Source organism: Proteus sp. G2674 (genome assembly GCF_009915195.1).
GTDB classification, from domain to species: domain Bacteria; phylum Pseudomonadota; class Gammaproteobacteria; order Enterobacterales; family Enterobacteriaceae; genus Proteus; species Proteus mirabilis.
In genome coordinates, this window is sequence record NZ_JAABLS010000027.1 from 82,443 (window position 1) to 107,180 (window position 24,738).

General features: G+C 36.8%; 25 protein-coding genes and 1 tRNA gene. 11 read left to right on the forward strand and 15 right to left on the reverse strand.

Annotated features, from left to right (window positions below; translation table 11 throughout):
- Positions 1-129 precede the first annotated feature (129 nt).
- Entirely contained in the window at positions 130-624 is a 495-nt protein-coding gene (locus tag GWI58_RS12525) for an anti-virulence regulator CigR family protein (protein WP_049210220.1), read from the forward strand.
- A gap of 289 nt (positions 625-913) precedes the next feature.
- Here GWI58_RS12525 and GWI58_RS17735 read toward each other — a convergent pair whose 3' ends face one another.
- Positions 914-1,072: a hypothetical protein gene (locus GWI58_RS17735; RefSeq protein WP_195276263.1), complete on the reverse strand. Its 159-nt coding sequence runs from the start codon at positions 1,070-1,072 to the stop codon at positions 914-916.
- Between the two features lie 451 nt (positions 1,073-1,523).
- Here GWI58_RS17735 and GWI58_RS17740 point away from each other — a divergent pair, with 451 nt between their 5' ends.
- Complete coding sequence (locus tag GWI58_RS17740) at positions 1,524-1,700, forward strand: hypothetical protein (RefSeq protein WP_004247793.1); 177 nt, start codon at positions 1,524-1,526, stop codon at positions 1,698-1,700.
- A gap of 209 nt (positions 1,701-1,909) precedes the next feature.
- On the opposite strand, the gene GWI58_RS12530 is transcribed toward GWI58_RS17740, so the two are convergent.
- On the reverse strand, positions 1,910-2,617 hold the full coding sequence (locus GWI58_RS12530; protein WP_161769228.1) for an SAM-dependent methyltransferase: 708 nt from the start codon (positions 2,615-2,617) through the stop codon (positions 1,910-1,912).
- An 850-nt stretch (positions 2,618-3,467) separates the two neighbouring features.
- Between GWI58_RS12530 and GWI58_RS12540 the strand changes: the two genes are divergently transcribed.
- Complete coding sequence (locus tag GWI58_RS12540) at positions 3,468-4,046, forward strand: RBBP9/YdeN family alpha/beta hydrolase (protein ID WP_094960041.1); 579 nt, start codon at positions 3,468-3,470, stop codon at positions 4,044-4,046.
- Between the two features lie 112 nt (positions 4,047-4,158).
- On the opposite strand, the gene GWI58_RS12545 is transcribed toward GWI58_RS12540, so the two are convergent.
- The 4 genes from GWI58_RS12545 to GWI58_RS12560 form a co-directional block, all read right to left on the reverse strand.
- Positions 4,159-4,830, reverse strand: coding sequence for a LysE family translocator (locus tag GWI58_RS12545; protein WP_237611702.1), 672 nt, complete (start codon positions 4,828-4,830; stop codon positions 4,159-4,161).
- Between the two features lie 307 nt (positions 4,831-5,137).
- Positions 5,138-5,214 (reverse strand) — tRNA-Pro (locus GWI58_RS12550).
- A 126-nt stretch (positions 5,215-5,340) separates the two neighbouring features.
- Positions 5,341-7,074 carry an LPS biosynthesis-modulating metalloenzyme YejM gene (yejM, locus tag GWI58_RS12555; RefSeq protein ID WP_161769230.1) on the reverse strand — a complete coding sequence of 578 codons (1,734 nt, stop codon included), beginning with the start codon at positions 7,072-7,074 and terminating at the stop codon, positions 5,341-5,343.
- Positions 7,075-7,097: 23 nt separating this feature from the next.
- Positions 7,098-7,325 (reverse strand): YejL family protein, encoded by a 228-nt coding sequence (locus tag GWI58_RS12560; RefSeq protein ID WP_004247042.1) that lies wholly within the window; start codon positions 7,323-7,325, stop codon positions 7,098-7,100.
- 163 nt (positions 7,326-7,488) lie between these two features.
- Between GWI58_RS12560 and yejK the strand changes: the two genes are divergently transcribed.
- Positions 7,489-8,493, forward strand: coding sequence for a nucleoid-associated protein YejK (yejK, locus tag GWI58_RS12565; protein ID WP_004247043.1), 1,005 nt, complete (start codon positions 7,489-7,491; stop codon positions 8,491-8,493).
- An 83-nt stretch (positions 8,494-8,576) separates the two neighbouring features.
- On the opposite strand, the gene rplY is transcribed toward yejK, so the two are convergent.
- Positions 8,577-8,861, reverse strand: coding sequence for a 50S ribosomal protein L25 (rplY, locus tag GWI58_RS12570; protein ID WP_004247799.1), 285 nt, complete (start codon positions 8,859-8,861; stop codon positions 8,577-8,579).
- Between the two features lie 140 nt (positions 8,862-9,001).
- A complete protein-coding gene (locus GWI58_RS12575; RefSeq protein WP_004251887.1) occupies positions 9,002-10,765 on the reverse strand; it encodes a DEAD/DEAH box helicase in 1,764 nt (587 codons plus the stop codon).
- 194 nt (positions 10,766-10,959) lie between these two features.
- Here GWI58_RS12575 and rsuA point away from each other — a divergent pair, with 194 nt between their 5' ends.
- The 3 genes from rsuA (at position 10,960) to GWI58_RS12590 (ending at position 13,747) form a co-directional block, all read left to right on the forward strand.
- Complete coding sequence (rsuA, locus tag GWI58_RS12580) at positions 10,960-11,664, forward strand: 16S rRNA pseudouridine(516) synthase RsuA (RefSeq protein WP_004247801.1); 705 nt, start codon at positions 10,960-10,962, stop codon at positions 11,662-11,664.
- Positions 11,665-11,699: 35 nt separating this feature from the next.
- Positions 11,700-12,884, forward strand: coding sequence for a Bcr/CflA family multidrug efflux MFS transporter (locus GWI58_RS12585; RefSeq protein ID WP_004247802.1), 1,185 nt, complete (start codon positions 11,700-11,702; stop codon positions 12,882-12,884).
- Between the two features lie 515 nt (positions 12,885-13,399).
- Positions 13,400-13,747 carry a YejG family protein gene (locus GWI58_RS12590; RefSeq protein WP_004247049.1) on the forward strand — a complete coding sequence of 116 codons (348 nt, stop codon included), beginning with the start codon at positions 13,400-13,402 and terminating at the stop codon, positions 13,745-13,747.
- Between the two features lie 185 nt (positions 13,748-13,932).
- On the opposite strand, the gene mepS is transcribed toward GWI58_RS12590, so the two are convergent.
- Both mepS and GWI58_RS12600 read right to left on the reverse strand, forming a co-directional pair.
- Positions 13,933-14,547, reverse strand: a complete 615-nt coding sequence (gene mepS, locus GWI58_RS12595) for a bifunctional murein DD-endopeptidase/murein LD-carboxypeptidase (protein WP_004247050.1) — start codon at positions 14,545-14,547, stop codon at positions 13,933-13,935.
- A gap of 348 nt (positions 14,548-14,895) precedes the next feature.
- Positions 14,896-15,618, reverse strand: a complete 723-nt coding sequence (locus tag GWI58_RS12600; RefSeq protein WP_004247051.1) for a phosphatase PAP2 family protein — start codon at positions 15,616-15,618, stop codon at positions 14,896-14,898.
- Positions 15,619-15,964: 346 nt separating this feature from the next.
- On the opposite strand from GWI58_RS12600, the gene GWI58_RS12605 reads away from it, so the two are divergent.
- The gene (locus GWI58_RS12605) at positions 15,965-16,276 is read left to right on the forward strand and encodes a hypothetical protein (protein ID WP_004247052.1); all 312 of its coding nucleotides are present in this window, start codon (positions 15,965-15,967) and stop codon (positions 16,274-16,276) included.
- A gap of 265 nt (positions 16,277-16,541) precedes the next feature.
- Positions 16,542-16,868: a hypothetical protein gene (locus GWI58_RS12610; protein WP_161769231.1), complete on the forward strand. Its 327-nt coding sequence runs from the start codon at positions 16,542-16,544 to the stop codon at positions 16,866-16,868.
- Positions 16,869-17,002: 134 nt separating this feature from the next.
- Here the strand turns inward: GWI58_RS12610 and yeiP are convergent, their stop codons facing one another.
- The 5 genes from yeiP to GWI58_RS12635 all read right to left on the reverse strand — a co-directional run bounded on the left by yeiP (position 17,003) and on the right by GWI58_RS12635 (position 21,827).
- Positions 17,003-17,575 (reverse strand): elongation factor P-like protein YeiP, encoded by a 573-nt coding sequence (gene yeiP / locus GWI58_RS12615; protein ID WP_161769232.1) that lies wholly within the window; start codon positions 17,573-17,575, stop codon positions 17,003-17,005.
- Between the two features lie 134 nt (positions 17,576-17,709).
- Positions 17,710-18,951, reverse strand: a complete 1,242-nt coding sequence (mtr, locus tag GWI58_RS12620; RefSeq protein ID WP_064505934.1) for a tryptophan permease — start codon at positions 18,949-18,951, stop codon at positions 17,710-17,712.
- Positions 18,952-19,248: 297 nt separating this feature from the next.
- Positions 19,249-19,665, reverse strand: coding sequence for a nucleotide triphosphate diphosphatase NUDT15 (locus GWI58_RS12625; RefSeq protein ID WP_012367754.1), 417 nt, complete (start codon positions 19,663-19,665; stop codon positions 19,249-19,251).
- Positions 19,666-19,749: 84 nt separating this feature from the next.
- Positions 19,750-20,595 carry a deoxyribonuclease IV gene (gene nfo / locus GWI58_RS12630; RefSeq protein WP_161769233.1) on the reverse strand — a complete coding sequence of 282 codons (846 nt, stop codon included), beginning with the start codon at positions 20,593-20,595 and terminating at the stop codon, positions 19,750-19,752.
- A gap of 146 nt (positions 20,596-20,741) precedes the next feature.
- Positions 20,742-21,827, reverse strand: coding sequence for a YeiH family protein (locus tag GWI58_RS12635; protein ID WP_004247810.1), 1,086 nt, complete (start codon positions 21,825-21,827; stop codon positions 20,742-20,744).
- Between the two features lie 184 nt (positions 21,828-22,011).
- Between GWI58_RS12635 and yieE the strand changes: the two genes are divergently transcribed.
- The gene (gene yieE / locus GWI58_RS12640) at positions 22,012-22,902 is read left to right on the forward strand and encodes a DNA-binding transcriptional regulator YeiE (protein WP_094959093.1); all 891 of its coding nucleotides are present in this window, start codon (positions 22,012-22,014) and stop codon (positions 22,900-22,902) included.
- 122 nt (positions 22,903-23,024) lie between these two features.
- Positions 23,025-24,512, forward strand: coding sequence for an amino acid permease (locus tag GWI58_RS12645; RefSeq protein ID WP_161769234.1), 1,488 nt, complete (start codon positions 23,025-23,027; stop codon positions 24,510-24,512).
- The last annotated feature ends 226 nt before the right edge of the window (positions 24,513-24,738 follow it).

The following is a 24,738-nucleotide window of genomic DNA, read 5'->3' on the forward strand; positions in this document are numbered from 1 at the left end:
GCTGTATTTAAAGCTAATTTTTATAGCCTCATTTATTTCGCCTTTCTAAAGTTAATCAGAATATTGGCAGTTGTATTTTTATGTGTGGAATTATAACGTTGTAAGGCGTCCTTTTAAGGAATAACTCACATGAAAACACCCACTTTATTAAAGCATGGCTTAATAGCTACTTTGACCTTTATGGTTTCTTTGAATTCCTTCGCCGATCCCGGAAAGGGTAATGGAAACGGTAACGGTAATCCTCATAGTCATCAAAATCAAAGAGGTAACAACGGTTTTAATAAAGGACATCAGAACGTAAACCAACAAGATGGATTTTCTTCACAACTGCGTATTGATAGTCGAGGAGGGCTCTCTGTCTCAATCACTTATGATGATGCAAGAGCATTAGCAATAAAGAACAATCTAACTGGATATAAAGGCCTTCCTCCGGGAATAGCAAAGAATTTAACAAGAGGTAAGCCATTACCTCCAGGTATTGCGAAAAAAGCCGTACCCAGCATTATGCTAAGTCAGTTACCGCATTACGATGGATATGAATGGCAGATAGTGGGTAATGATTTGGTGTTAATCGCAATAACCACATCAATTATTGCCTCTGTTATTAATAATGTTTTTGATTAAGGTAAAACATAGCCTCATTTTAATGTCATGTTATATCTGCTTCAAAACTATAAAACCTTCCTACTAACAGGGAAGGTTTTGTGTTTATTGAAATGCAAAAATAAAAAAAAAGACCAACGCTAGGAGAGTTGGTCAATAAATACTAGAAGCAATGTGAGCAATGTCGTTGTGAAAGACCGAGTAACGCACTCAACTATTCACGAGTTAAAAGATAATCATTATCATTTGAGTTGTCAACCCCACTAAAATTGTGACTACTATTTATTGATATAAAAAACCAAGTGCTTAGCTATTTTATAAAAACAAGTGTTGGATTTTTATTAATAATAACAAGTAGATCTGCTTCTTTATTACAAGTAATCGCCTTTTCTATGGCGCGCATTTTTTTTATCTTTTTTGCTAAATTCTTAACATGTTGAGAGCGTAATGACATTGTTGGTTTAACCATGATATTTCTCCTTAGTAGTAGAAGAGATAACAATAGTAGGGATATTGACCAAATGCAAATGATAATTAATATCATTTGGTAGCTATTAATACCCTCACTTATTAAATGTGATCTGTATGGAGCGTTTTTATTGCAATTTTTCTTGTTTTTTCCCGTCAATAGACTAAAAAATAAGGATAAAGTACTTGAGATAAATTTTTAATCAGAACTACCTTCTGCAAATATTCTATTTAGCGCTATAAATCTCAATAATTAATATTAAAAATTACTCCGTAAATATAGAAGTATTATATTTTGTATAATTTATATTTTAACCATACTTCATTTGAAATTTTTTATATAAGTAGTATGGTAGTTAGCAGCTATAAAAAAATAGCAAAGAAATAAAAAATTTATTTTTAACAAATCTAAGAGGAACCCATTTACTCTAAAATAATTGAGGAAAATAATAATGGATAATAGTGATAAGTTTTTTTCTAACGATATATGTCCTAAAACTGCTTTATATGGACAATTTTATGGGAATGATCAATACGCAGGCCGTGAACACGAAAGAAAAATATACTACGGCAGAAAATTCCCTAAAACTAAAAAAGGTTATTATTTTAAAAAGCTAATGAATTTTTAATAACAAAAATCACTATATTAAATAATATATATTTTCGAAGTATTTATAAGATGGGTAGTCTTATATAAGGTTATCCATCTTAGATGAATTTATATATTTATCTGTGGATATTATATAAATATAATAATTTAAAAGGTATAGTCCGTTTAGACTATACCTTTAGTGTTATTTTATCGAGCAATTAATGCAAATACCCCCCAGCCTAAGTATTATCGTGTAAAACTAACATGACGTTTAGGGGCTATAGTCAATTCTGTTCGAATTTCTTGAGCAAAATCATCGGCACTATTTTTGTCAAGCCAACGGCGCATAGTCATCCATTTAGCAGCTTCATATCTATCCCAACCCTCTTGATCTGCCAGTACCATTTCGACTAGATCGTATCCTTGATTGTCAAAAGAGATAACAAGCTCAGATAAAGTTAAAAAATCTGATATGGATGAAGCACCACAAGCTTGTGCTATCTCTTGTGTTGTTGGAATTTGCCGCCAATATGGTTCTCCGATAAGAATAAGCCCACCTGTTTTAATACTTTTTGCTAGTAGCTCGATAGTTTCAATTACACCACCAGCAATCCAAGTTGCTCCTATGCATGCTGCTATATCACATTTTTTATCACTAATATAATCTGAGGCATCATGATGGATAAAATGTACTCGATGGCTGACACCTAACTCTTCTGCTCTAGATTTTGCTTGTAAAGTAAACAGTGGGCTTATATCGATGCCAATACCTGTAATATTGTAATCGTGAGCCCAAGTACATAGCATTTCACCAGAGCCACTTCCGAGATCAAGAATTTGCCAGTTTTCTTTCATTCGTAATACTCGACCTAAGGTGGCATATTTCTCTGGTGTGAAAGGGTTATGAATACGATGCTCACTTTCGCTAATAGTGAAAATACGAGGAATATCCATTTTAATTTCCTTTAATTGTTATAAAAGAGAGTGTGAACATTATTAAACCTAGTAATATTATTGATGTAATATTACTATCTAACTGATTTAATTTGCTTTTTAATTTTTTTAGAAAGGTAAGCTTATACGTTAGAACATCTAGATTTTGGCAATAATCTTTAATAAGAGTGATACAACTAGCTATAGCGCCAATAAACGTAAATTGGGTAGAAATAAGTAAAGAATAGTATTTTTGATGTGATGGATCCATACTAGAAAACCTGTTTAATCATCATATGCAATATAAGCAAACATATTGTGGTGCTTGCATGAGAATACAGCGCATTGAAACCAGCTATTCGCCCTAAAAGGTCGAAATAGTGGTTATTAGATGATTACATTTTCCAGCATCAAAGCCTCAGATAGGAATTAAAAGTTGTTTACACTAGGACATTTTCATCGATTTTTTAGATTTGTAAATGCGTAAGTCTGTAAAGTGTGAGCCAGATAATAGTTTTATTTTGGTTGAGCCATCTATTTACAATATATCAAAGTAAAAGATAGTGAATAGGGGGAACCCCGAACCTTGGCCGACGCTTATCTTGCAGACCAAACTATTTCATGCGGTGTTTTATCAGGTGTATCGTAAAACCTTGTCCTCAGTGAAGAGAGTAGTGCAGAAGCTATGTTTAATAAAAATACAAAATAACTGGTTATAAAAACAGTGCTTACTTGTGTTGTGTCCGTGATTATCTTATTATTTCTAAATCGTGGGTGACTTATTACTTACCATACTAAATTTTATCAATACCTAGGGTATACAGGTATTAAACTTATTATTTTGATAATGTGTATCTATATAGGAGGATGAGTGAAAGGCAAAAGAGTTGTTATTGTTCATGGCTATACTGCATCTCCCAAGGATAATTGGTTTCCATGGTTGAAAGAAGAGCTTGGATCATTAGGATATGATGTCAGTATACCTATGATGCCTGAGCCTAATCATCCTAACCCTAATGAGTGGCAACAAAAACTTGCCGATGAAAATATAATACTTGATAAAGATACTATTCTTGTTGGGCATAGTCTGGGATGTATAACTTTATTACGTTTTCTTTCTGAACAGGCTTGTGAAGATATAACAATAGGCGGGTATATTTTAGTCGCTGGTTTTAATAGTGAACAAAAAACTTTACCTGAGTTGAACTCTCATATTTATAATAATCTGAATTATAGCAAGTTAATTAAAATATCGGATAAAAGGGTGTCATTAATATCATCCAATGATTGGATTGTGAGTCCTGATTCATCCAAAAATTTAGCTAGTCAATTACAAACTCAAATTGTTATTGAAGAAGATGCGGGTCATTTTCTTGATAAAGAAGGCTATATTAAATTGCCAGTCATGCTTGATATTTTTAAATATATGTTGAATGAGCATAAGCTATAAATACAATGTCAGAATATTCGTCAATTAGTTTTTATCAGTCATTTAAATAAAAGAAAGAAAAGTCGCCTTTACCTTTATAAAAGGCGACTGTTTACTCAGCGTGTGGTGTTATTTAATGGCTTTTCTGTGAAACTAAAAGCCCAATCCCTGCACTAGCTAATAAACTTGAGCACATACGATTGAACACTTTTTTAGCATGTGGTTTTTTTATCAACTTTTTCATGTGTAAGCCTAACCAAGCGTAGAGCATTATTGCAATAAACTCGAGTAACAAGAATAAAGAACCAAGTATTAGAAACTGGGAACTAGCCGGTAATTGTGGGCTAACGAATTGCGGAAGAAAGGCCGTAAAGATAAGTATTGCCTTTGGATTTCCTGCTGCAACAAAAAACTCTTGCCTTGCTAATTTGGCAATAGAGTTATTCTTCTTATTTGAATCAAATTTGAATTCATCAGTTGGGGCTTTCCATAATTGATATGCGAGCCACAAAAGATAAGCAACCCCAGCAAATTTAATTACACTGAAAATGAACTCAGATGTTTGCAATACAACAGCTAGCCCAAATGAAGCTAGAACAATCATAATCACGAATGCGAGTAATCTACCGAGACCTCCTGCACATGAACGAGCAAACCCATAGTAGGCTGCATTATTGATTGAAAGCAGGTTGTTTGGCCCTGGTGCAAGGTTTAAAGCAAAACAGGCTGGGATAAAAAGAAGTAATGTAGAAAGTTCCATATAATTCCATTTGTATTTTTTAATGTATGTTTGCAAGGTAATCATACACTGTCGTCAACTTCGGACACAACAATTAGCATATTGAGTCGTTCTTTAATATGTAACGTCACTTGCAACTAAATCGACATTTATTTTGTTTCTTTCTTCTTGAGCTAAGTTCGCAAGGCTTCTCATTCTATAAGCTATATTAATGAATTGTAGAATAATTACAGCATAGGAATAGGGCGAAAATTGGAACTTAAACAAGGTAAATCTGATGTGGGTTTTACACCAGTTTTACACCAGTTTTACACCAAGCAAATTCCAGACATAAAAAAACCAACCGTAAGTGGTTGGTTTTCTTAAATAAGAATGGTCGGCATGATAGGATTTGAACCTACGACCCCTGACACCCCATGACAGTGCGCTACCAGGCTGCGCTACATGCCGATTGTGCTTAGTATATTACTGTTTTTTACTGCTAAAGCAACCCCTTAGATACTTAACTGCTGTATTTTTATTCATTATAGTGACGTCAGTTGTTATTAACTTTTTACTTATAGTCTTTTTTTAATACTAACGCTCAATAAATCGTTTTTGCTCAGCAAGTACTTGCAATAATAGGCGTAAATCAGGTTTGGCGGATTGGATCTCTTTGCCTGATTTATCAAACAAAGCATATCTGCCATGTTTATCTATCATTAACGTATTATCTTGTAAAAAGACCACTAGAGTTTCATTATCACCAGTAAAAATCCAAGGGTGATTACGCGTATTAGCAAATAAATCTTCGCCTTGAGAATAGTTATCTGCAGGGCTAATAACACCTAATACATGTTGCATTAGCGTTGTCATTATATCTTGGTGGCTGGTTAGTTTATCTAGTTTTTGTGGTGTAACATTAGGCCAATGTATTACCAGTGGAACTTGCGATTGGCTTAAGTTAAAAGTGTCTTTGTTAACAAGCCATTGGCTATCTTGTTTATCATTGTTCTGATGATAATTTGACGTTACGACCACAACGGTATTATCAAGTATGTTGCTTTCTTTTAAAGTAGTAAAAATGGTTTCTAATTGACTATTTAACTGTGCTTGAGAAGCTGATGTATGCTTATCACCGTTGATTTGTAAGAAAGAGAACCAAGGTGTGCTTTGTTTATTTTTTAACAACCATGAACGCCAACTATTAATCGTTGTGTCGTTATCCTCACTACGTGAAGTAGGTAGTGAGTAATCAGCCAGCACCGCTTGTGTAAATAATGGCGATTTAAATCCGTTAGTTGAAAATAGTGCTAATTGATAGTGACGATAATTTAAAGCGTCAAAGAGCGCTGAGTTTTTGCGGCTACTTAACACACTATCTAAATAAGACGGTGAAATGCCATAAAATAATCCAAACAGCGCCGTTTCGTTATTTATGCCTGCTGAATAGTGTTGAGAGAAAGAGAGGTTATTATCAGCAAATTGTTGCAAGCTCGGTAGTTTGGCAACGTCTTCATTACCTAATCCATCAACCACAATCATAAGTAAGTTATATGAGCTTTCATCTTTAGAATAATCAAGAGGTGCAAGCGGGTAGGTGATACTTTGTGCCGCAGGATTACCCTCGCTCATTAAGCGCTGCTCATACTCAGATTGATTAATAAAACCATGCCGTTCAAGGAATTTACGTGCAGTCATTGGGTAAGACAGCGGTAAGTTTGCACGTTGCATAGTAATAGGGCGATAAAAATTAGCATCTGCCCAAATAGACATAGAGTGGGATAAAATAAAGCAACTAATAAATACACAGGCTAATGGTTTTCCCCATCGCTGGCGGTTTAAGCTGCGCAGCTTTTGCCAACTCCATGTAGCAAATAGCATTTCGATAAGAAAGATAATGGGGATGCCAATAAAGATAAGTTGCCATTCTCGCGCCATTTCACCTTCATCTGGATTGATAACCAAATCCCAAACCAACTGGGTCAAATGAAGTTGAAATTGCTGGTAAACAGCTATATCAAAAATAAGTAATGTCAATCCTGTGCTAGCTAAGGCGCAGGATATCACCCTAAGTAATCGTTGCGAAACTACCACAAAGGTCAACGGAAAAAGAATAAGGATATAAATAGCAAACACGATAAAACTAAAATGGCCCATCCAACTGACAATAGCGTAAAGACGACCTGCAAAGGTACTTGGCCAATCAGCAATAAACAGGTAACGGCTCCCAAGCAAAAGGCTTAGAATGATATTAAACAGCGCAAACCAGTGACCCCAACTGATCATTTGGGATACTTTTTCACGATAGGACTGATTTCTCGTTACCATGTCTATAAATATTTCTGTGTTTATTAGTGAATATTGCCTTCATCAATTGAAGCACGTAAAGCGTGAACAAAAGAGTCTGCAATCAGCATTCGTTGAGCAGGGGCAATACTTGTATTGATTAAGTTTGTCACCATGTTCCCCAACACCATCAAAGAAAGATCTGTAGGAGTATGATGTTTTTCAAGAACGCTGACAAGTTCTGCAAGTAATTGCTCAACTTGTTCATCACTATAACGGGATTTTTGTGGCATAAAATCTGAATTCCTACTAAATGGATAAAACGCTATATGTTACCGCAAGGCGTGTTATTTTTCTGCTATTAAATTAATTATTTTGCGGTTATACCCCTTGATAGTAAAAGTAGGGGATGTTTGAATACGCGCACAAAAAGAATCGGGATAAAGGAGGGCGCCCATGAGTCTAGATATTAACCAGTTAGTCTTGCACCAACTTATTAAGCGTGATGAGCAGACATTAGAAGTGGTACTACGTGATTCACTCTTAGACATTGAGCCGGTTGTTCAAGAGATGGTCGAAGAGTTACATCGTGTTTATAGTGCAAAAAGTAAAGCCTATGGTTTATTTAATGAAGAGAGCGAATTAGCTCAAGCATTACGTTTACAACGTCAAGGTGAAGAAGAATTTTTAGGTTTTTCTCGTGCAGCGACGGTTAGACTTAAAGATGAGTTAGCGAAATACCCTTTTGCTGAAGGGGGAACGGTTCTTTTTTGTCATTATCGTTATCTCGCGGTGGAATATTTATTAATCGCTGTATTGAATAGCTGTAATAGCATGTGGGTCAATGACAGTCTTGATGTATCTTCAACACGCTATTTAGATATTCCTCATGCAGATATTATCGCTCGTATTGATTTAACTGAATGGGAAACTTCACCCGATTCTTTACGTTATTTAACCTTCTTAAAAGGGCGTGTAGGACGTAAAGTTTCAGATTTCTTTATGGACTTTTTAGGGGCGCAAGAAGGTTTAAATACTAAAGTACAAAATAAAGGCTTATTACAAGCGGTTGATGACTTTTGTGAAGCATCAGACATGAATAAACAAGAGCGCCAAACTTGTCGTGAACAAGTCTACAGCTATTGTAATGAGCAATTGCAATCGGGTGAAGAGATTGCATTAACTGAACTTGCACAAGAGTTACCGCCATTAGGTGATCAAAACTTTGCACAGTTTACAGAAGAAAAAGGGTATGAATTAGCGGAAACTTTTCCCGCAGATCGCAGTACATTACGCCAATTAATGAAGTATTCAGGAAGTGGTGGGGGGTTAACGGTTAATTTTGATGCGAAACTGTTGGGGGAAAGAATTTTTTGGGATCCTGCTACCGATACACTGACGATAAAAGGAACTCCACCTAATTTACGCGACCAGTTACAGCGTAGAGTTTCAGAAAAATAGGCAATAGATAGAAACAAATAACGCCACATTAAGTGGCGTTACATGCTCGGCGTCCCGAAAAATAAAGCTCGAAGGTTGGCTTATTAAGCGCGCAGGAAGTCAATATGAGTAATTTTTGGCTTATACTCGTGACGTTGCACTGCTTTAACTTTAACTTTAGTTGCTTTACCATCGATAACGAGGTTAACGAAATCAGCGTAGAACTCAGATTTGTGTTCTTGGTTGATAACTTCGTTGTGATCTAAATCGATAGCGATTGGCTCTTCATTTCCGCCATAAACGATAGCTGGAAAACGGTTAGCCACACGCAGGCGGCGGCTCGCACCCTTACCCTGCTCTTTACGTACTGTTGCATTAATAGTTAACATCTTTTTTCTCTTATGAAAAAGAAAATACATACTTGTTACAGGCGACCCAGCAACAAGCTCGAGATTTGGTTTATCTAAAAACAGATAAAGCGGGGCGCATTTTAACGAAAAAGCACTCTAACAGCAAATATAAATCGACTTTAATATAAGGTATCTGCTTTACGAAAGCGTCCATGATAGTCAAATAACTTATTACGAATTTGCCAAAAGCCGTCTTTTTTATTTTTTTGTGCCACAATAAAGTCAGGATAACGTAATAAATCAAACTGATTAATAATATCTTGAGCGTTATGCCATACAAAAGGAACGCCAGGGGCGCGCTGGTGTTCGCGTAAAAACTTGAGTTCAAATACTTTACGTTGGGCAGGCGTTTTTAAACGAAATCGTTCTGAAACAGAAGTACCTTCTTCATCATAATAGTTGATTTTAAGCCACTCACCTTTTTCATCTTGACCACTGAGTAATTGCATTCCTCCACAGCGAAGGATAAGGGCGCCTTTTAGCTTTAAAGCAGCTTTGAGCATATCATCAGGATCAACTAGGATTTCATTACAGTGCACACAACGCCGTGCGGCGATATCATTTTCTTCATTACAGTGTGGGCATAATTTAAAACGAAAGCGATAATCACACTGTTTTTTTTGTCCTTGCTCATCAAGCTCCCAACCTTGGCAACGTCGCCCATAGTGCTCAATAATATCGCCATCTGCATCAACTATGCCCCAGAAAGTGTTAGCGAATTGACAGAGAGGACAAAACACTTGTACCGGTTTGCTATTTGGATTGGGCTTTTTACTACCCACTTCAGGAAGATAAAGGTCGTGAGGGTTACCTGCATAATCTAAGATTAAACATTCTGTTTTTCCTGCAAATAACCTTAATCCTCGTCCTACTATCTGTTGATATAAACTGACGGACTCCGTTGGGCGTAAAATAGCAATTAAATCAACATGGGGGGCATCAAAGCCTGTGGTTAATACAGCAACATTAACCATATAACGTAGCTGTTGCTGTTTAAACTGTGAAATTAATGCGTCACGCTCAGAAGAGGGGGTTTCAGCACTGACTAACGCGGCTTGTCCTTGGGGTAATAATGTGAAGATTTCTGTCGCATGTTCTACTGTTGCCGCAAATATCATCACACCACGGCGTTGTTCACCGTATTCAATTATCTGTGACACAATATGAGGTGTAATACGCTGTTGTTTTTTTACTTCGCGATTGAGATCTTCTTGATTAAAAATACCATTTTGGCTCGTTCTAACTTGGCTAAAGTCATATTGCAAAATAGGCATATCTAAACGTGTTGGTGGGACTAAAAAATGGTGACTTATCATGTAGCGTAAAGGTAATTCATAAATACAGTCACGGAAAAAACAATTGTCATCTCCTTTTACCATACCGTGATAGTGATATTGGTAAATCCAACCAGTCGGTAAACGATAAGGAGTAGCAGTTAATCCTAAGATGCGTAGTTGGGGGTTAATGGTTTGAAGTTGTTTGATCACTTGTTGGTATTGGCTATCTTCAGACAGACTAATACGGTGACATTCATCAATAATTAATAGAGAAAAAGCATGCTCAAACTGTGATAAGTTACGTGCTACCGATTGCACACTGCCGAAAACAACCTTGCCTCGACTCTCTTTTTGCTGTAATCCAGCGGCATAAATATCCGCAGATAGACCATAGGCTTCATATTTGCTATGGTTCTGCTCTACTAATTCCTTTACATGTGCTAGAACTAATACCCGCCCACGTGCTCTTTTGGCAAGTTCAGCAATGACTAAGCTTTTTCCAGCACCGGTAGGTAATACAATAAGTGCTGGTGTTTTATGTTGGCGAAAATAAGTGATTGTCGCGTTAACCGCGTCAAGCTGATAAGGTCTAAGTGTAAAAGCCATAACCATACATCAAAAGCAAAACAGAGCACCAGCGTAGCACTTTTTAGCGATGAGTGCGAACAGAAAGACTGTAATTAAATACAGTGAAAGGCTAAATGATTTAAGGGTAAATTAATTAGTTGTTTTATTGTTAATATTCATTTTTAATAGATGCCTCATATCAGATGGTACTCTTCCATTTTTCAGAGAAATTCATGCGATTAGATAAATTTTTATCCCAGCAATTGGGGATTAGCCGTAATTTAGTAGCTCGTGAACTTAGAGCAGGGCTCGTGACTATAGATGGTGAAATGGTAAAAACAGGTGCGACTAAAATCACACCTGAACAAGAAGTTGCTTATGATGGCAATGTGTTGACACAAATTTTAGGCCCGCGTTATTTTATGTTGAACAAACCTATTGGTTATGTGTGTTCAACGGATGATCCTGTTAACCCCACCATTCTTTATTTTATTGATGAGCCACTAGCACATAAATTACATGCTGCGGGGCGTTTAGATATTGATACTACAGGGTTAGTGCTATTAACCGATAATGGTCAATGGTCTCATCGTATAACGGCACCTAAACATCACTGTGAAAAAACGTATGTCGTAACGTTGGAACAGCCTATTGCTACGGATGTCGCTGAGAAATTTAAAACAGGTGTCCAGTTAAATGGCGAAAAAGAATTGACTAAGCCTGCGACATTGGAAGTAATAACACCGACTGAGGTAAAACTGACCATCAGTGAAGGGAAGTACCATCAAGTTAAACGTATGTTTGCTGCGGTGGGTAATCATGTTGTCGCGTTACATCGAGAGCGTATCGGTGATATCACATTAGATGATGCTTTAGCGCCAGGAGAATACCGACCGCTAACAGAAGAAGAAATCAATAGCATTCATCTACCTAAATAATAATTATATTTTGTCGTTTTTTGGAGTTTAACTGCGTGCAAGAGCAACGTCCGTCGTACTTTAGCCTCATTTTAATATTGGGGCTTATTTCCATGCTTATGCCACTGGCTATCGATATGTATCTGCCAAGTTTACCTACTATAGCACGGGATTTTGGCGTGCCTGGTGGCCAAGTTCAGATGACATTAAGTAGCTATATCTTTGGTTTTGCTATTGGACAAATGGTCTATGGGCCGATGGCAGATAGTCTAGGGCGTAAACCGGTTATTCTAGGTGGTGTGATTGTTTTTGCATTAGCGTCGAGCGCTTGTGCATTATCTGACTCGATCGATATGCTAATTGGTATGCGTTTTCTACATGGATTTGCTGCCGCCGCTGCAAGTGTTGTCATTAATGCTTTAATGCGGGATATGTTTTCAAGAGATGAGTTCTCAAGAAGCATGTCATTTGTTGCATTAGTCATGACGATTGCTCCATTATTAGCGCCATTACTTGGTGCTTGGGTGATGAACTGGTTCTCATGGCATGCTATTTTTTGGAGTATTGCTATTGCGGCGATAATTGCTGCTGCATTAATTGCGCTCTATATACCGGAAACTTTGCCCAAACAGCACCGCCAACGTTTTAGTCTGCGAGTGACATTTAGTCAATTTATTAGCTTATTTAGAGCACGTCGAGTACTTTGCTATATCCTGGCATCGGGATTTTCTTTTGCAGGGATGTTTTCATTTTTAAGTGCAGGGCCTTTTGTTTATATCGAACTACATGGTATTCCATTCGACCAATTTGGCTTGTACTTTGGTTTTAATATTATTTTCTTGATTGTCATGACCAGTATCAATGGGCGCTATGTGCGCCGATTTGGTGCACTGAATATGTTACGTTTTGGGTTAACTGTGCAGTTTTTAATGGGCATATTCTTAATATTGGTGGTTGCTCTTAATTTACATTTTTACTTCCTTGTTGTGGGAGTGGCTATGTATGTTGGTGGGATAGCCATGATAACCTCAAATGCGATGGCCGTTATTCTTGAAGACTATCCACATATGGCGGGTACGGTATCTTCTTTAGCCGGTACTATCCGTTTTGGTGTGGGGGCTTTAGTTGGAACCGCTATTGCAATGTTACCCGCTAAAACTGAGTGGCCGATGGTGAGTTCGATGGCATTTTGTGTTATCTGTGCCATGAGTTTCTTGTTACTTGCTCGTCGTTATAAATAAGAATATCACGCTATAAATGCACTGTATTTATAGCGTTTTCCTTTCTATTCATCTTTAAAATGTCATTATCGCCACGTTTTTCACTAAATATTTCTCTAAATTCTTTCCCTTCAATGTAACTTATTTGATTTGCATCAACACTTAATGTTGTATTTTTGTTAAATTAACTAGGGATTATTTTAATAATCATCTATTATTGTTTTAGTAATATGAAATATCATGATAAAAATTGATAGATTGTTTTACTTAAATGCGTAAAATTTTATGCAATTATTTTATGTAGTTGATAAAATGTTAAATAAATGAAAGAATAATTGAAAAGAGTAATCAGGGCTGATAGGAAGGTTGATAAAGGTTAAGCGAAATAAACAGCTTAAAATACCTCTCTCTTTGTAAGATTATTGTAACGTTCATGCTTTATTTTTAACAATATTTTAATATGTGTGTGAGCAAGTCAGTTCAAACTCGTATTGATGATGTATTAAATTAACGTGTTGATGAAACAGGATTGATTTGTGGAAAATGTACAACTTTCGGTGGTTCATAAGCTGCCGCTGAGTTATCGGTGGCTAGCAGGCTTTACAGGAACAAGGGTAGAAATTCTACCTGAGAATGATGCTAGTAGACAAAATACCTTGATTGGCTTAAAACTGCTAAGTCATGATGGTATGACTTTAGATGAGGCAATACAGAACTTACAAAAGTATCTGAATAATCTCAATATTGAAAATGTGATTATTGAGTGGGATGGCGTACCTTGTTTATTTTTACATAGTGATGATGAGTGCGCAGCACTTTGTTGCTTAAAAAATGCTGGGGTTGCAATTGCTGAGCCATTTCCAACAGACTACTCTTATCTGTAGTTCTTTTTTGTTCTTAATGGGTATTTCTCTATGACATATGCACAATATATTGCTATGTACTTAGATAAAAATACTCACTAACGATGGCTATATGGCTCTGTTATGCAAGAAAAAACAACATAAAAAAGCCCCATACTCAATAAGTATTGGGGCTTTTTTATTGCGATAAGATATAAGGGAAAATTTTATCTTAATGACGCTTGAGAATAGTTATCAGCAAGACTTGTTGTTGTATTATTATCAATGATCCGACGCGCTGTATAGAAACGGTTTTTCCAATAGACATTGGACATTTCAGAAACGATAACACCACTGCTGGTTGACGCGTGAACAAACTTATCATTACCGATATAAATACCAATATGGCGCATAGTGCGACCAGTCTTAAACAGTACTAAGTCACCCGCTTTTAAGGTTGAACGATTAACTTTGGTACCAGCAAATTGCTGATCGGAGGTTGAACGAGGTAATTCGACACCAAATTGATCACGAAAAGTTCTTTGGACAAAAGCGGAACAATCAATACCACTTTTTGTATTGCCACCTAAGCGGTATGCAACACCTTTCCAGTCTGCATATTGGTCAAGTATCTTAGATTTTATATCGAGATTCTTCACCAATGATTCAAATTCATCTTGAGATGCTTGGGAAATAGATGTGCTTGAAGATTTATTAAGTGGGGCAGTTGTTGAATTAGCTAAGCGTGAAGACGCGTTTTGTGAACTACAGGCTGATAACGTAGCTACGACAATAAACGCCGGTATGAGCTTAAGCATTCTCATAAACGGTTTATTTCTCATTGTGACAGATTTCCCTTACATCCTTATGTGCGAGATGAGCACATGAATATTCACCAAATAACCAGAGAATATAGTGTAATTTAACTCTGGCAACCCTATTTCGCGAAAAACGTGCTCTAAAGCACGTAAATATCCACATTAAACAATAAATAATGTGGAAACGTAAAAAGTTTACATAAAGAAAAGTCAAATGGCGAGAGGAAAGAGGCTTAATTTACAAAACATTAGATAATAAAGAACACATACTAAAAATGATTATCCTTTTGTTATAAAACTATCCTTTTACAGATAAAAAATAAGCGCTCAGTAGGGCGCTTATTTTTACTTTTACTTATTTTTTATACTTAATTAGCTAAATGCTTTTTTGCCTTTAAAAGGGAGATGCTCATCTAGCCAATGAATGATGATATCGGATGCAGGGGTTATTAATAACCAGCTTGTTGTGACTAAAGTGAGCGAGATAGAGCCAACTAAGATATCAGAAGCCCAATGTGCGCCAGCCATAACACGAGGTAATGAAAAAATTACCGTAATTAAAAGAGCGCATAAAAAAGAGCGAAATGAAAGATAACGTAATATAAAGCTACAAAAGATCAGTAGCATCAAACCATGATCGCCAGGAAAGCTATCACCTGATGCATCTTTAGTCGGTATTCCTGTCACTACACCTACACGGTGCACATCGTGAAAATGAAGTGTTGGGCTAGGTCTTTCGATAGGAATATTTTGTCCAATCTGATTAATTACGATTGCACTTAGCACCATAACTATTCCCACAATAATGAGATGGCGTTTGCCCTGATAATCTTTCTGACGAAAGGTATGGTAATACAACCCTCCCATCGCCAGCAGAATAATCACATCGAATGCTCGATTATTGACATAAGCCACAAACATAGCAAAAGAAGAGTCTGGCAATAGTTGCCGATTAAAAAAATAAAAGATATGTGTATCTATTGAAAGCCAAAAGCCATGTTGTGCGGGAAGATACCAAGATAAAAAAAGAGTCAATCCAACCAAATTTAACAGCAAGATAAGAGACAATTTTTGTTTAGCAGTAGAAAGTTTCATAAGGATAATTAAAAAATTCGTTGATTAATTGTGATCTAAATCACAAATATTCCAAGTTTATGGCAGGGACTATAGCCAAAATAAAAAAAAATATCTTTGCAATTAATTGCTAAGGCAAATGTTATCTTTTTGTTTCAGGCTTGTTAGCTTCTCTTATCTTGATATAAGTCAAATATAGAATATTTTTTATTGATAGTCTTAATTTGAGTATTTTATAATTTCTTTCTAAACTTTAATCAAAGATAAAAGTTAAATAAATAAAGTTACTAGCCGATATTAGTTATTAGTTTAATAGCATATTGGCTCGTGGACATTCTGTACTTAAATAAATGAGAGGAGGTTTATTTTGAAAAAGATACCGATAGTTTTAGCATGTCTAGGTCTATTATTAACGGCACCTAGTTTAGCACGTGAAAGTAAAGTGTTAGGCTCAACAACAATTACTTTTGTTGGTGCTATTGTCGAAGGCGGATGTTTTGCATCATCAGAAGAAAATACTGTTAAAACAAGTTGTTGGAATGGTAAGGAGATGAAAGACTTTCAATATAAACTAGATGCTAATCAGCAATTTAACTCGCAATTAATTAATAATAAAGGTTTTATGGATATCGAATGGATTAACGATCATCTAGCAGTAATGAATATTGTTTATAATTAGTTAATTAATACTAATAATAAAATAAATTGTGTTAATTAAATAGAAAGTTGATGTTTAAATAATTAGGTTATTAAAGTTATGGATATTTGACTTAAGCTTAAATCAACGTTGATTTTTTATTTATAAATAAAAAACCACTCATATTTGATAGACATCAAACATTCTTATTGTGTCTATATGAATGTCATATTTTATTGCTATGATAAAAGTATGTCGAGTAGGCGTGATCCTCATACCTACTGCGCAAACAAGAAGTGAGGTCGTTATGAAAAAATATCTGACCATTTTATGCAGTCTTCTCGTTTCCAGTTCGATATCATTTGCTTGGGCGTCAACAGCACAGCAAACCACAGGACAGATTTATGTACGAGGAGCGATTGTTGATCCAGCTTGTGAAATTAATTTCACACTCGATCAAGCTGAGTACCAATGTTACAAAAATAACAAAGTCTTTACATCAACCCAGTCTATTTTCCCTACCTCTTTTGAACAATCATCATCAATTATACTGCCTCAAGATATGGGGAAAGCTGAAATTCGTTGGATGGATGGTGCTGAGAAAAATGGCATAATTAATGTGCAATATTTTTAATTATGTATTGACAGGGAATGATTAGGTAAACAAGTCAAATAATCGTTGTCACAGTGGGTTTCTTACGATTATCTGACCTATTTAGCATCACATCAGTAAAATATGACTGTGTGAGGGTGGTTTTTGGCGGTTAATTAATCAGCACGACCCATATAGCGACGTTCAGCAATATGAATACGGATTTTATCCCCTGTAGAGAGGTACTCAGGAACTTGAACGACTAATCCTGTTGGTAAAGTAGCAGGCTTAGTACGAGCGCTCGCTGACGCACCTTTAATGCCCGGTACTGTTTCGATAATTTCCATATCAACAGTTTGCGGTAACTCTAAAGCTAAAACTTGTCCATCCATAGTTAAGACCTGCATTCCAGCTAAGCCTTCTTCTGGAATAAACAGCAGCTCTTCTTCAATCTGATCTTTTTTGAAGGTGTAAGGTGTATAATCTTCATTGTCCATAAAGACATATTCATCACCATCGATATACGAGAAACTGACCGCACGGCGTGTTAAGTTGATAGTATCGAGGATATCATCCCCTTTAAAACGTTCTTCTACTTTTTGGCCTGTACGAATATCAGTAAAGCGCATTTTATACAAAGTACTTGCACCGCGAGCACTTGGCGCTTGGATGTCGATATCTTTTACCAATAATAATTTATTGTTATAACTGATAGCCATACCGCGCTTAATTTCATTAGCTTTTGCCATAGGTAACCTTCTATAAATAGCATTGACGATAATGGCGACAAAATTACTCGTAGTACTGAAACTTGGCAAGTATTTCGCAATATTTTTTTGGCAGAAGAAGGTTCAAGCCAGCATATTGCTGGCTTGACGGAAGATCAGCGGTAAATAGGTAGGAGATTAAAGTTTGCTAATATGTGTGCAATCGCATTAATTGCACCAAATAAGATCACAAAGATAATCATAAAGGTGCCACCAGGTGCTTTAAAGCTTTGTTGCTGATGACGTTGGCGACTGGCTTTTGCCATTAATGCTGGAATAATCGCCGCCCAAATTGTGGCTGCAAGTCCTGCAAAGCCAATAGCATACAAGAAGCCATCAGGAAAAATAATCGCTAAAATAGTAGGTGGTACAAAAGTTACGATGGCCGATTTTAAACGTCCTGTCCCTGTATTTGAGAATTTAAAGAAATCAGCTAAATAATCAAATAACCCTAAAGACACGCCTAAAAATGAACTCGCTAATGCCATATATGAGAACAAGTCTAATAAGAATGAAACGGAAGTATTTGCTGTATTGATACGCATTTGTGCCAGTAAGTTACCAATATTTCCGCCTTCAGCAATGACTTGTTTAAAGCCTTCACGAGGAATATTACCTTGTACAACAAACTGCCATAAAATGTAGATAGCCAGCGAAATCAAGGTACCAATTAATAGACTTTTCATCACGGCTTTACCGTCTTTACGGTAGTAGGTGACTAATCCAGGAATATTGCCGTGATAACCAAAGGAGGTTAATAAATAAGGTAATGCGGCTAGTGCATAAGGTAAATAACTGGCATGGCTTTCTGTTGTATTAAATAATACTGGCATTTTCACTTCGGTAAATAATCCACCGATAGCAAATACAAAAGCCACAATCATACCGCCAATTAATATGGTACTTAAGCGATCAACGGCTCGGGTTGATAACCAAACGAAGAAAGCAACAACAAGAGCAAATAGTAAGCCTGCAACGGCTTGTGGCAAGCTAACCACATTAGCAAAATTTTGCACAATGATGGAACTACCTGCAGAAATATAGGCATAAGTTAAAATATAGAGAACAAAAGCAATAGAAAGACCATTAATGGTACTCCACCCCTTACCTAATAAATCTTTGGTAATTGTATGAAAGCTTGATCCTAGGGGGTAGTGAAGATTAACTTCTAAGATCATTAAGCCAGACATAAATAGGCAAAACCAAGTATAAATGAGTAAAAAGATAGAGCCGGTAAACCACACACCGGAAGTCACAATAGGGATGGAGAACATACCGGCGCCTACCGCCGTACCGGCAATAATCATCGCACCACCGAGTATAGATGGGCGTTTAGCAATGGATGTGACTTCTGACATAACATGTCCTTATAAAAAATGACTCAATGTACTAGCTTGATAGTGTAGAGAATACACGCTTGATCTGAGGGTGTAAATAGAGCACTTCCTTGTTTATTAAATAAAAAAATGAATAAAAATAGTACAATAAGTTTTTATCTATATATAAATCAATGAATTAAATTATTTATGTTCAAAAATAAGCCAAATATAATAAAGGAAATTAAACAGAAAAAAGATCACGTTGAATAATAACTAAGTAGGGGAAAAACATTATTCTGAATAAAGAATATTCAGAATAATGATGAAGAGTGTTAATTAAGGTTGATAGAAACGTTTACTTTTCCATAAAGCAATAGAATTACGGCTCGCTTCAAAATGAGGTTCAGGTAAATCATCAGGTGAGCACCAGCGTAGTTCAGAACATTTATCTGGCTCCATTAACTTAGGCTCGCCACCTTGATATTGCGCTAGCATACAGATAGATACGGTATGTTTACCTTCTAATTGATAAGTTTGTAGATTGTTGCTGATCCCAATCACTTCAGGAGTAGGGATGGTAATGCCAATCTCTTCTTCAATTTCACGAATAGCACATTGCTCAAAGGTTTCCCCCGGATCGACATGGCCACCAAAAATTGACCAATAAGGGGCGTGTTTACCACAGCGTTTACCTAATAATACTTCACCTTTTTCATTGACGATGATCACTCCAACACCAACGACTACAGACATGAGAGACTCCAAAATAGCATACGGATAAAAAAATAGAGGCTTGCGATTTTAGTACACCAAATCGCAAGTAAAAAAGAAATAAGGTTATTGAGTTTGTTGTGATTTTAACCAAGCTATTTCTTCTGGCCAAATATCAGGATTAATTGTTTCTAAGATAAGTGGGATCCCATCAAAACGGGTATCTTGCATAATATAAGTAAAGGGTACTTTGCCAATATTGCCTTTGCCTAAACTATGATGGCGATCGACACGACTAGCCAATTCGCTTTTAGCATCATTTAAGTGCATGGCTTTTAAATATTGAAAGCCGACAATATTATCAAATTCAGCAAAGGTCTTTTCACAGTCTTCAACGGTACGTAGATCATAACCTGCAGCAAAAGTGTGACAAGTATCAATACAAACGCCCACTCGAGATTTATCTTCTACACCATCGATAATAGCGGCGAGATGTTCAAAACGATAGCCTAAGTTAGTGCCTTGTCCAGCGGTATTTTCAATCACTGCGGTTACATTTTGAGTTTTATCTAAGGTGATATTAATTGATTCAGCGATGCGTTGCAGACATTTATCAACATCGATTTTTTTTAAATGGCTACCTGGGTGAAAATTAAGTAATTCAATGCCTAATTGCTCACAGCGTTGCATCTCATCGAGAAAAGCGGCTCTTGATTTTTCAAGGGCTTCTTCTTCTGGATGCCCTAAATTAATCAGATAGCTGTCGTGTGGTAAAATTTGTGCAGGACCATAGCCATAGATTTCACAATTTTTTTTAAATTTATCAATCGATTCAGTTGATAAAGGGGCTGCTTTCCATTGGCGCTGATTTTTAGTAAAAAGAGCAAATGCCGTTGCTTTGATCTCATGAGCTCGTAATACAGCCTGATCAACACCACCTGCAGCACTGACATGTGCGCCAACAAATTTCATCATAGTTCTCCTCTAATCTCATTTCACACTACGATAACAAATCGGGGGCTTATTGACATCTGAATATGAGGAAAATAAAAAGGCGCAACTTAAACTAGAATAAGTTGCGCAATACGGAGGTACATACTCAAGGATAGATTAAACAATCACATCAACACAGATTGGATAAAGATATTAATAGCAGCACCACCTAACGTTAGCCAGAAAAAGAGAAATAAAGCTAGCAGTAGTGGTTTTACACCCGCTTGACGTATCGCACTAATATGCGTTGTTAAACCTAGTGCTACCATCGCCATTGCCAATAAAATAGTATCAATAGTAACGATATAGCTCACAATAGCGGCAGGAATTAAATTAAATGAATTAAAACCAGCCATTAAGATAAAGAACACAGCAAACCAAGGAATAGTTATCGGACTTTTTTCTGTTGTCGCACCTACTGTTTTACGGCCCTTTTTACTAATATAAGTAGAAAGGATAATTAAGAAAGGTGCCAGCATCATCACGCGGATCATTTTACTAATTACGGCTGCATTTTCTGCATCTGGACTAATTGAATGACCCACCGCAACAACTTGAGCGACTTCATGTATGGTTGAACCAGCGAAGATACCAAAAGTTTCTTCACTAAAAGGTAACCAACCCGCAAAAGCGTTAAGATGGAAAAACCATGGGTAGAGGAAAATACCGATAGTTCCAAAAATTACGACAGTGGATACAGCCACCGCAACTTGGCTCGCCTGAGCTTTGACAACAGGCTCTGTTGCCATGACCGCAGCCGCACCACAAATACTACTACCAGCACCAATTAACATGACGGTTTGATCATCAAGACCAAAATATTTTTTCCCCACCCACATTGCAATGAGAAAAGTTGAGGTCAACATAATAGCGTCAATAATTAATCCTGTTGCACCTACATCTGCAATTTGCTGAAAAGTGAGTCTAAAACCGTATAGGATGATCCCCGCACGTAGTAAATAGTGTTTGGCAAACTTAACGCCTTCATCACTATAAGGTTTAGCGATGGGATAAACCGTATTACCCGCAATAATGCCAAATAAGATAGCCAGTGTAAGAGCACCTAACCCCATACTGGAAAACCATGGAATATCACCTACGTAAATAGCGAGGGCGGTTAATATACCTGTTAGCAGCAAGCCAGGGAGCCAGCGATAAACAGGAATAAAACATTTTTTAGCCAATGTGGTTGTTTGACTTTGCTCTGACATAGAAAAACCTTGCTTATGTAAATTTTGCATAAGCATATAACAGATACTATTATTTATTAAATTCATTATTTTTATAATAATAACCACTAAAACTAATATAGGTATATTTTCACAATTGTTCTTGGTATGTTATTGGTTTGTGGATAGTATGTTATTACTATGACAGCTAAAAGGTGGGATGGACATGCGTATTACATTGCGACAACTGGAAGTATTTACTGAAGTACTTAAAAGTGGTTCTACAACACAGGCTTCACAACAGTTGGCATTATCTCAATCCGCTGTGAGTGCTTCTTTAACTGATCTAGAAACTCAGTTAGGAGTACAACTTTTCGATAGAGTGGGGAAGCGCTTAGTAACTAATGAACATGGGCGATTATTATATCCAAGGGCACTCTCTTTACTTGAGCGAGCTACGGAAGTCGAGCAGTTATTTCAATCCGGAAATGGTGCATTACGTATTGCTGCTAGCACCACTATTGGTAATTATATTTTGCCACAAATGTTGGGTAATTTTCATCGTAACTACCCCGATATTCCACTTGAAATGAGCATTGGTAATACGGAAGAAGTCGTCAAATCAGTCAGTGAGTTCCGTGTTGATTTAGGCCTGATTGAAGGGGCTTGCCAAAGCTCTGAATTGATCAGTCAAAAATGGCTACTGGATGAAATGGTCATATTTTGTTCCCCTGAACATCCTTTAGCTAAGGCGAAAACAGTGACATTAGCCGATCTTCAATCCGCGCCGTGGATCTTACGTGAAAATGGTTCAGGGACGCGAGATGTACTCAATCATCTGCTGTTTGCTTCATTACCCGGATATCGAATCGAAATGGAATTAGGTAATTCAGAAGCGATAAAACATGCTGTAATGTATGAAATGGGGATTAGTTGTTTATCTCGCCGAGTGATCCAAGATCAAATAGAGAGTGGCTCTTTAAAAGAGATAAAGGTCGAAGGTCTAAAATTACAACGTACTTTATATTTGGTCTATCACCGCCAAAAACATGTCTCTGATGCCCTCAAAAAATTACTTTCATATTGTAATGCTGAACATTTAATCGACAACGCTTGATAAGTTACTAATAATTGACGCCCGATTATGAAGGTATCTTATAATCCTAGATCCTTGCTATTCACCACAGCCAGATTTGTTACAATCGATGCTAGGAATATGAATATAACCGTGGAATGATAATGTCAGAACAACAAACAGATACCGCAAAATCGGGTGCGGTACGCACTTTGCGTCGAGAATTAAAGGCGCGACATTTAGCGATGATCGCTATTGGTGGTTCAATTGGTACAGGGCTTTTTGTCGCATCAGGTGCAACTGTTGCTCAAGCAGGGCCTGGGGGCGCATTACTCTCTTACGCATTAATAGGGCTTATGGTCTATTTCCTTATGACCAGTCTTGGTGAGTTAGCGGCATTTATGCCTGTTTCCGGATCTTTTTCAACCTATGGCTCTAAATATGTTGATGAAGGATTTGGTTTCGCACTAGGCTGGAACTACTGGTACAACTGGGCTGTGACGATTGCAGTTGACTTAGTTGCCGCGCAGCTCGTGATGCTGTATTGGTTCCCTGATGTGGATGGTTGGATTTGGAGTGCGTTATTTTTAGCTATTATTTTCTTGCTTAACTATATTTCTGTAAAGGGATTTGGTGAAGCGGAATATTGGTTTTCATTAATTAAAGTATCGACCGTGATTATTTTTATTGCGGTGGGTATTGCGATGATCACCGGTATTATGAAAGGCGCTGAAAATGCAGGTTGGCACAACTGGGAAATCGGCGATGCGCCTTTTGCTGGTGGTTTTGCCGCCATGATAGGGGTAGCGATGATTGTTGGGTTCTCTTTCCAAGGAACTGAACTTATCGGTATCGCAGCGGGGGAGTCGAAAGATCCTGCGAAAAATATTCCTAAAGCAGTACGTAAAGTTTTTTGGCGTATTTTACTGTTTTATATCCTAGCTATATTAATTATCAGTTTAATCATTCCTTATACCGATCCTAACTTGCTACGTAATGATGTGGGTGACATCAGTGTGAGTCCATTTACACTGGTATTTAAAAATGCAGGGTTACTTTCAGCTGCCGCTATCATGAACGCAGTTATTTTAACGGCGGTGCTTTCGGCAGGGAACTCCGGTATGTATGCATCTACGCGTATGTTATTTACCTTAGCAAGAGAAGGTAAAGCGCCGAAATTTTTTGGTAAATTATCTAAAAACGGTGTTCCACGTAATGCACTTTATGCAACAACAGTGGTTGCGGGTTTATGCTTTTTAAGCTCAATGTATGGTAACCAAACGGTTTATTTATGGTTATTAAATACATCAGGTATGACAGGATTTATTGCTTGGTTAGGTATTGCAATCAGTCATTACCGTTTTCGTCGGGGTTATGTAGCACAAGGTCGTGATCTGAATGAATTGCCATATCGTTCAGGCTTCTTCCCTGTAGGACCTATTTTTGCCTTTATCCTCTGTTTAATTATTACATTAGGTCAAAACTATCAGGCATTTTTAGAAGATACTATTGACTGGTATGGTGTTGTGGCAACCTATATTGGGATCCCATTATTCCTGCTGATTTGGTTTACCTATAAAATAGTGAAGAAAACACGTTTTATTCGTTACAGTGAAATGCAGTTTCCTGAGCATATTGAAAACAAAAAATAGTTAGTTTTATCACTAAATAGAGAGCCGGCTAATTTGTGAACTTTATCACAATTTAGCCGGCTCTTTTTCTATTCTATGACTAATAATTACACAAATAAGAGAAAATTCTAATTTATATTCGCAATCGCATTGATAAGTATTCTTATTTGCTTTATTGTTAGCAAACAGTTTATTGCATAATAATGTGACGACAGTGTTATTGGTTATAGAAAATAGATCTGATGTA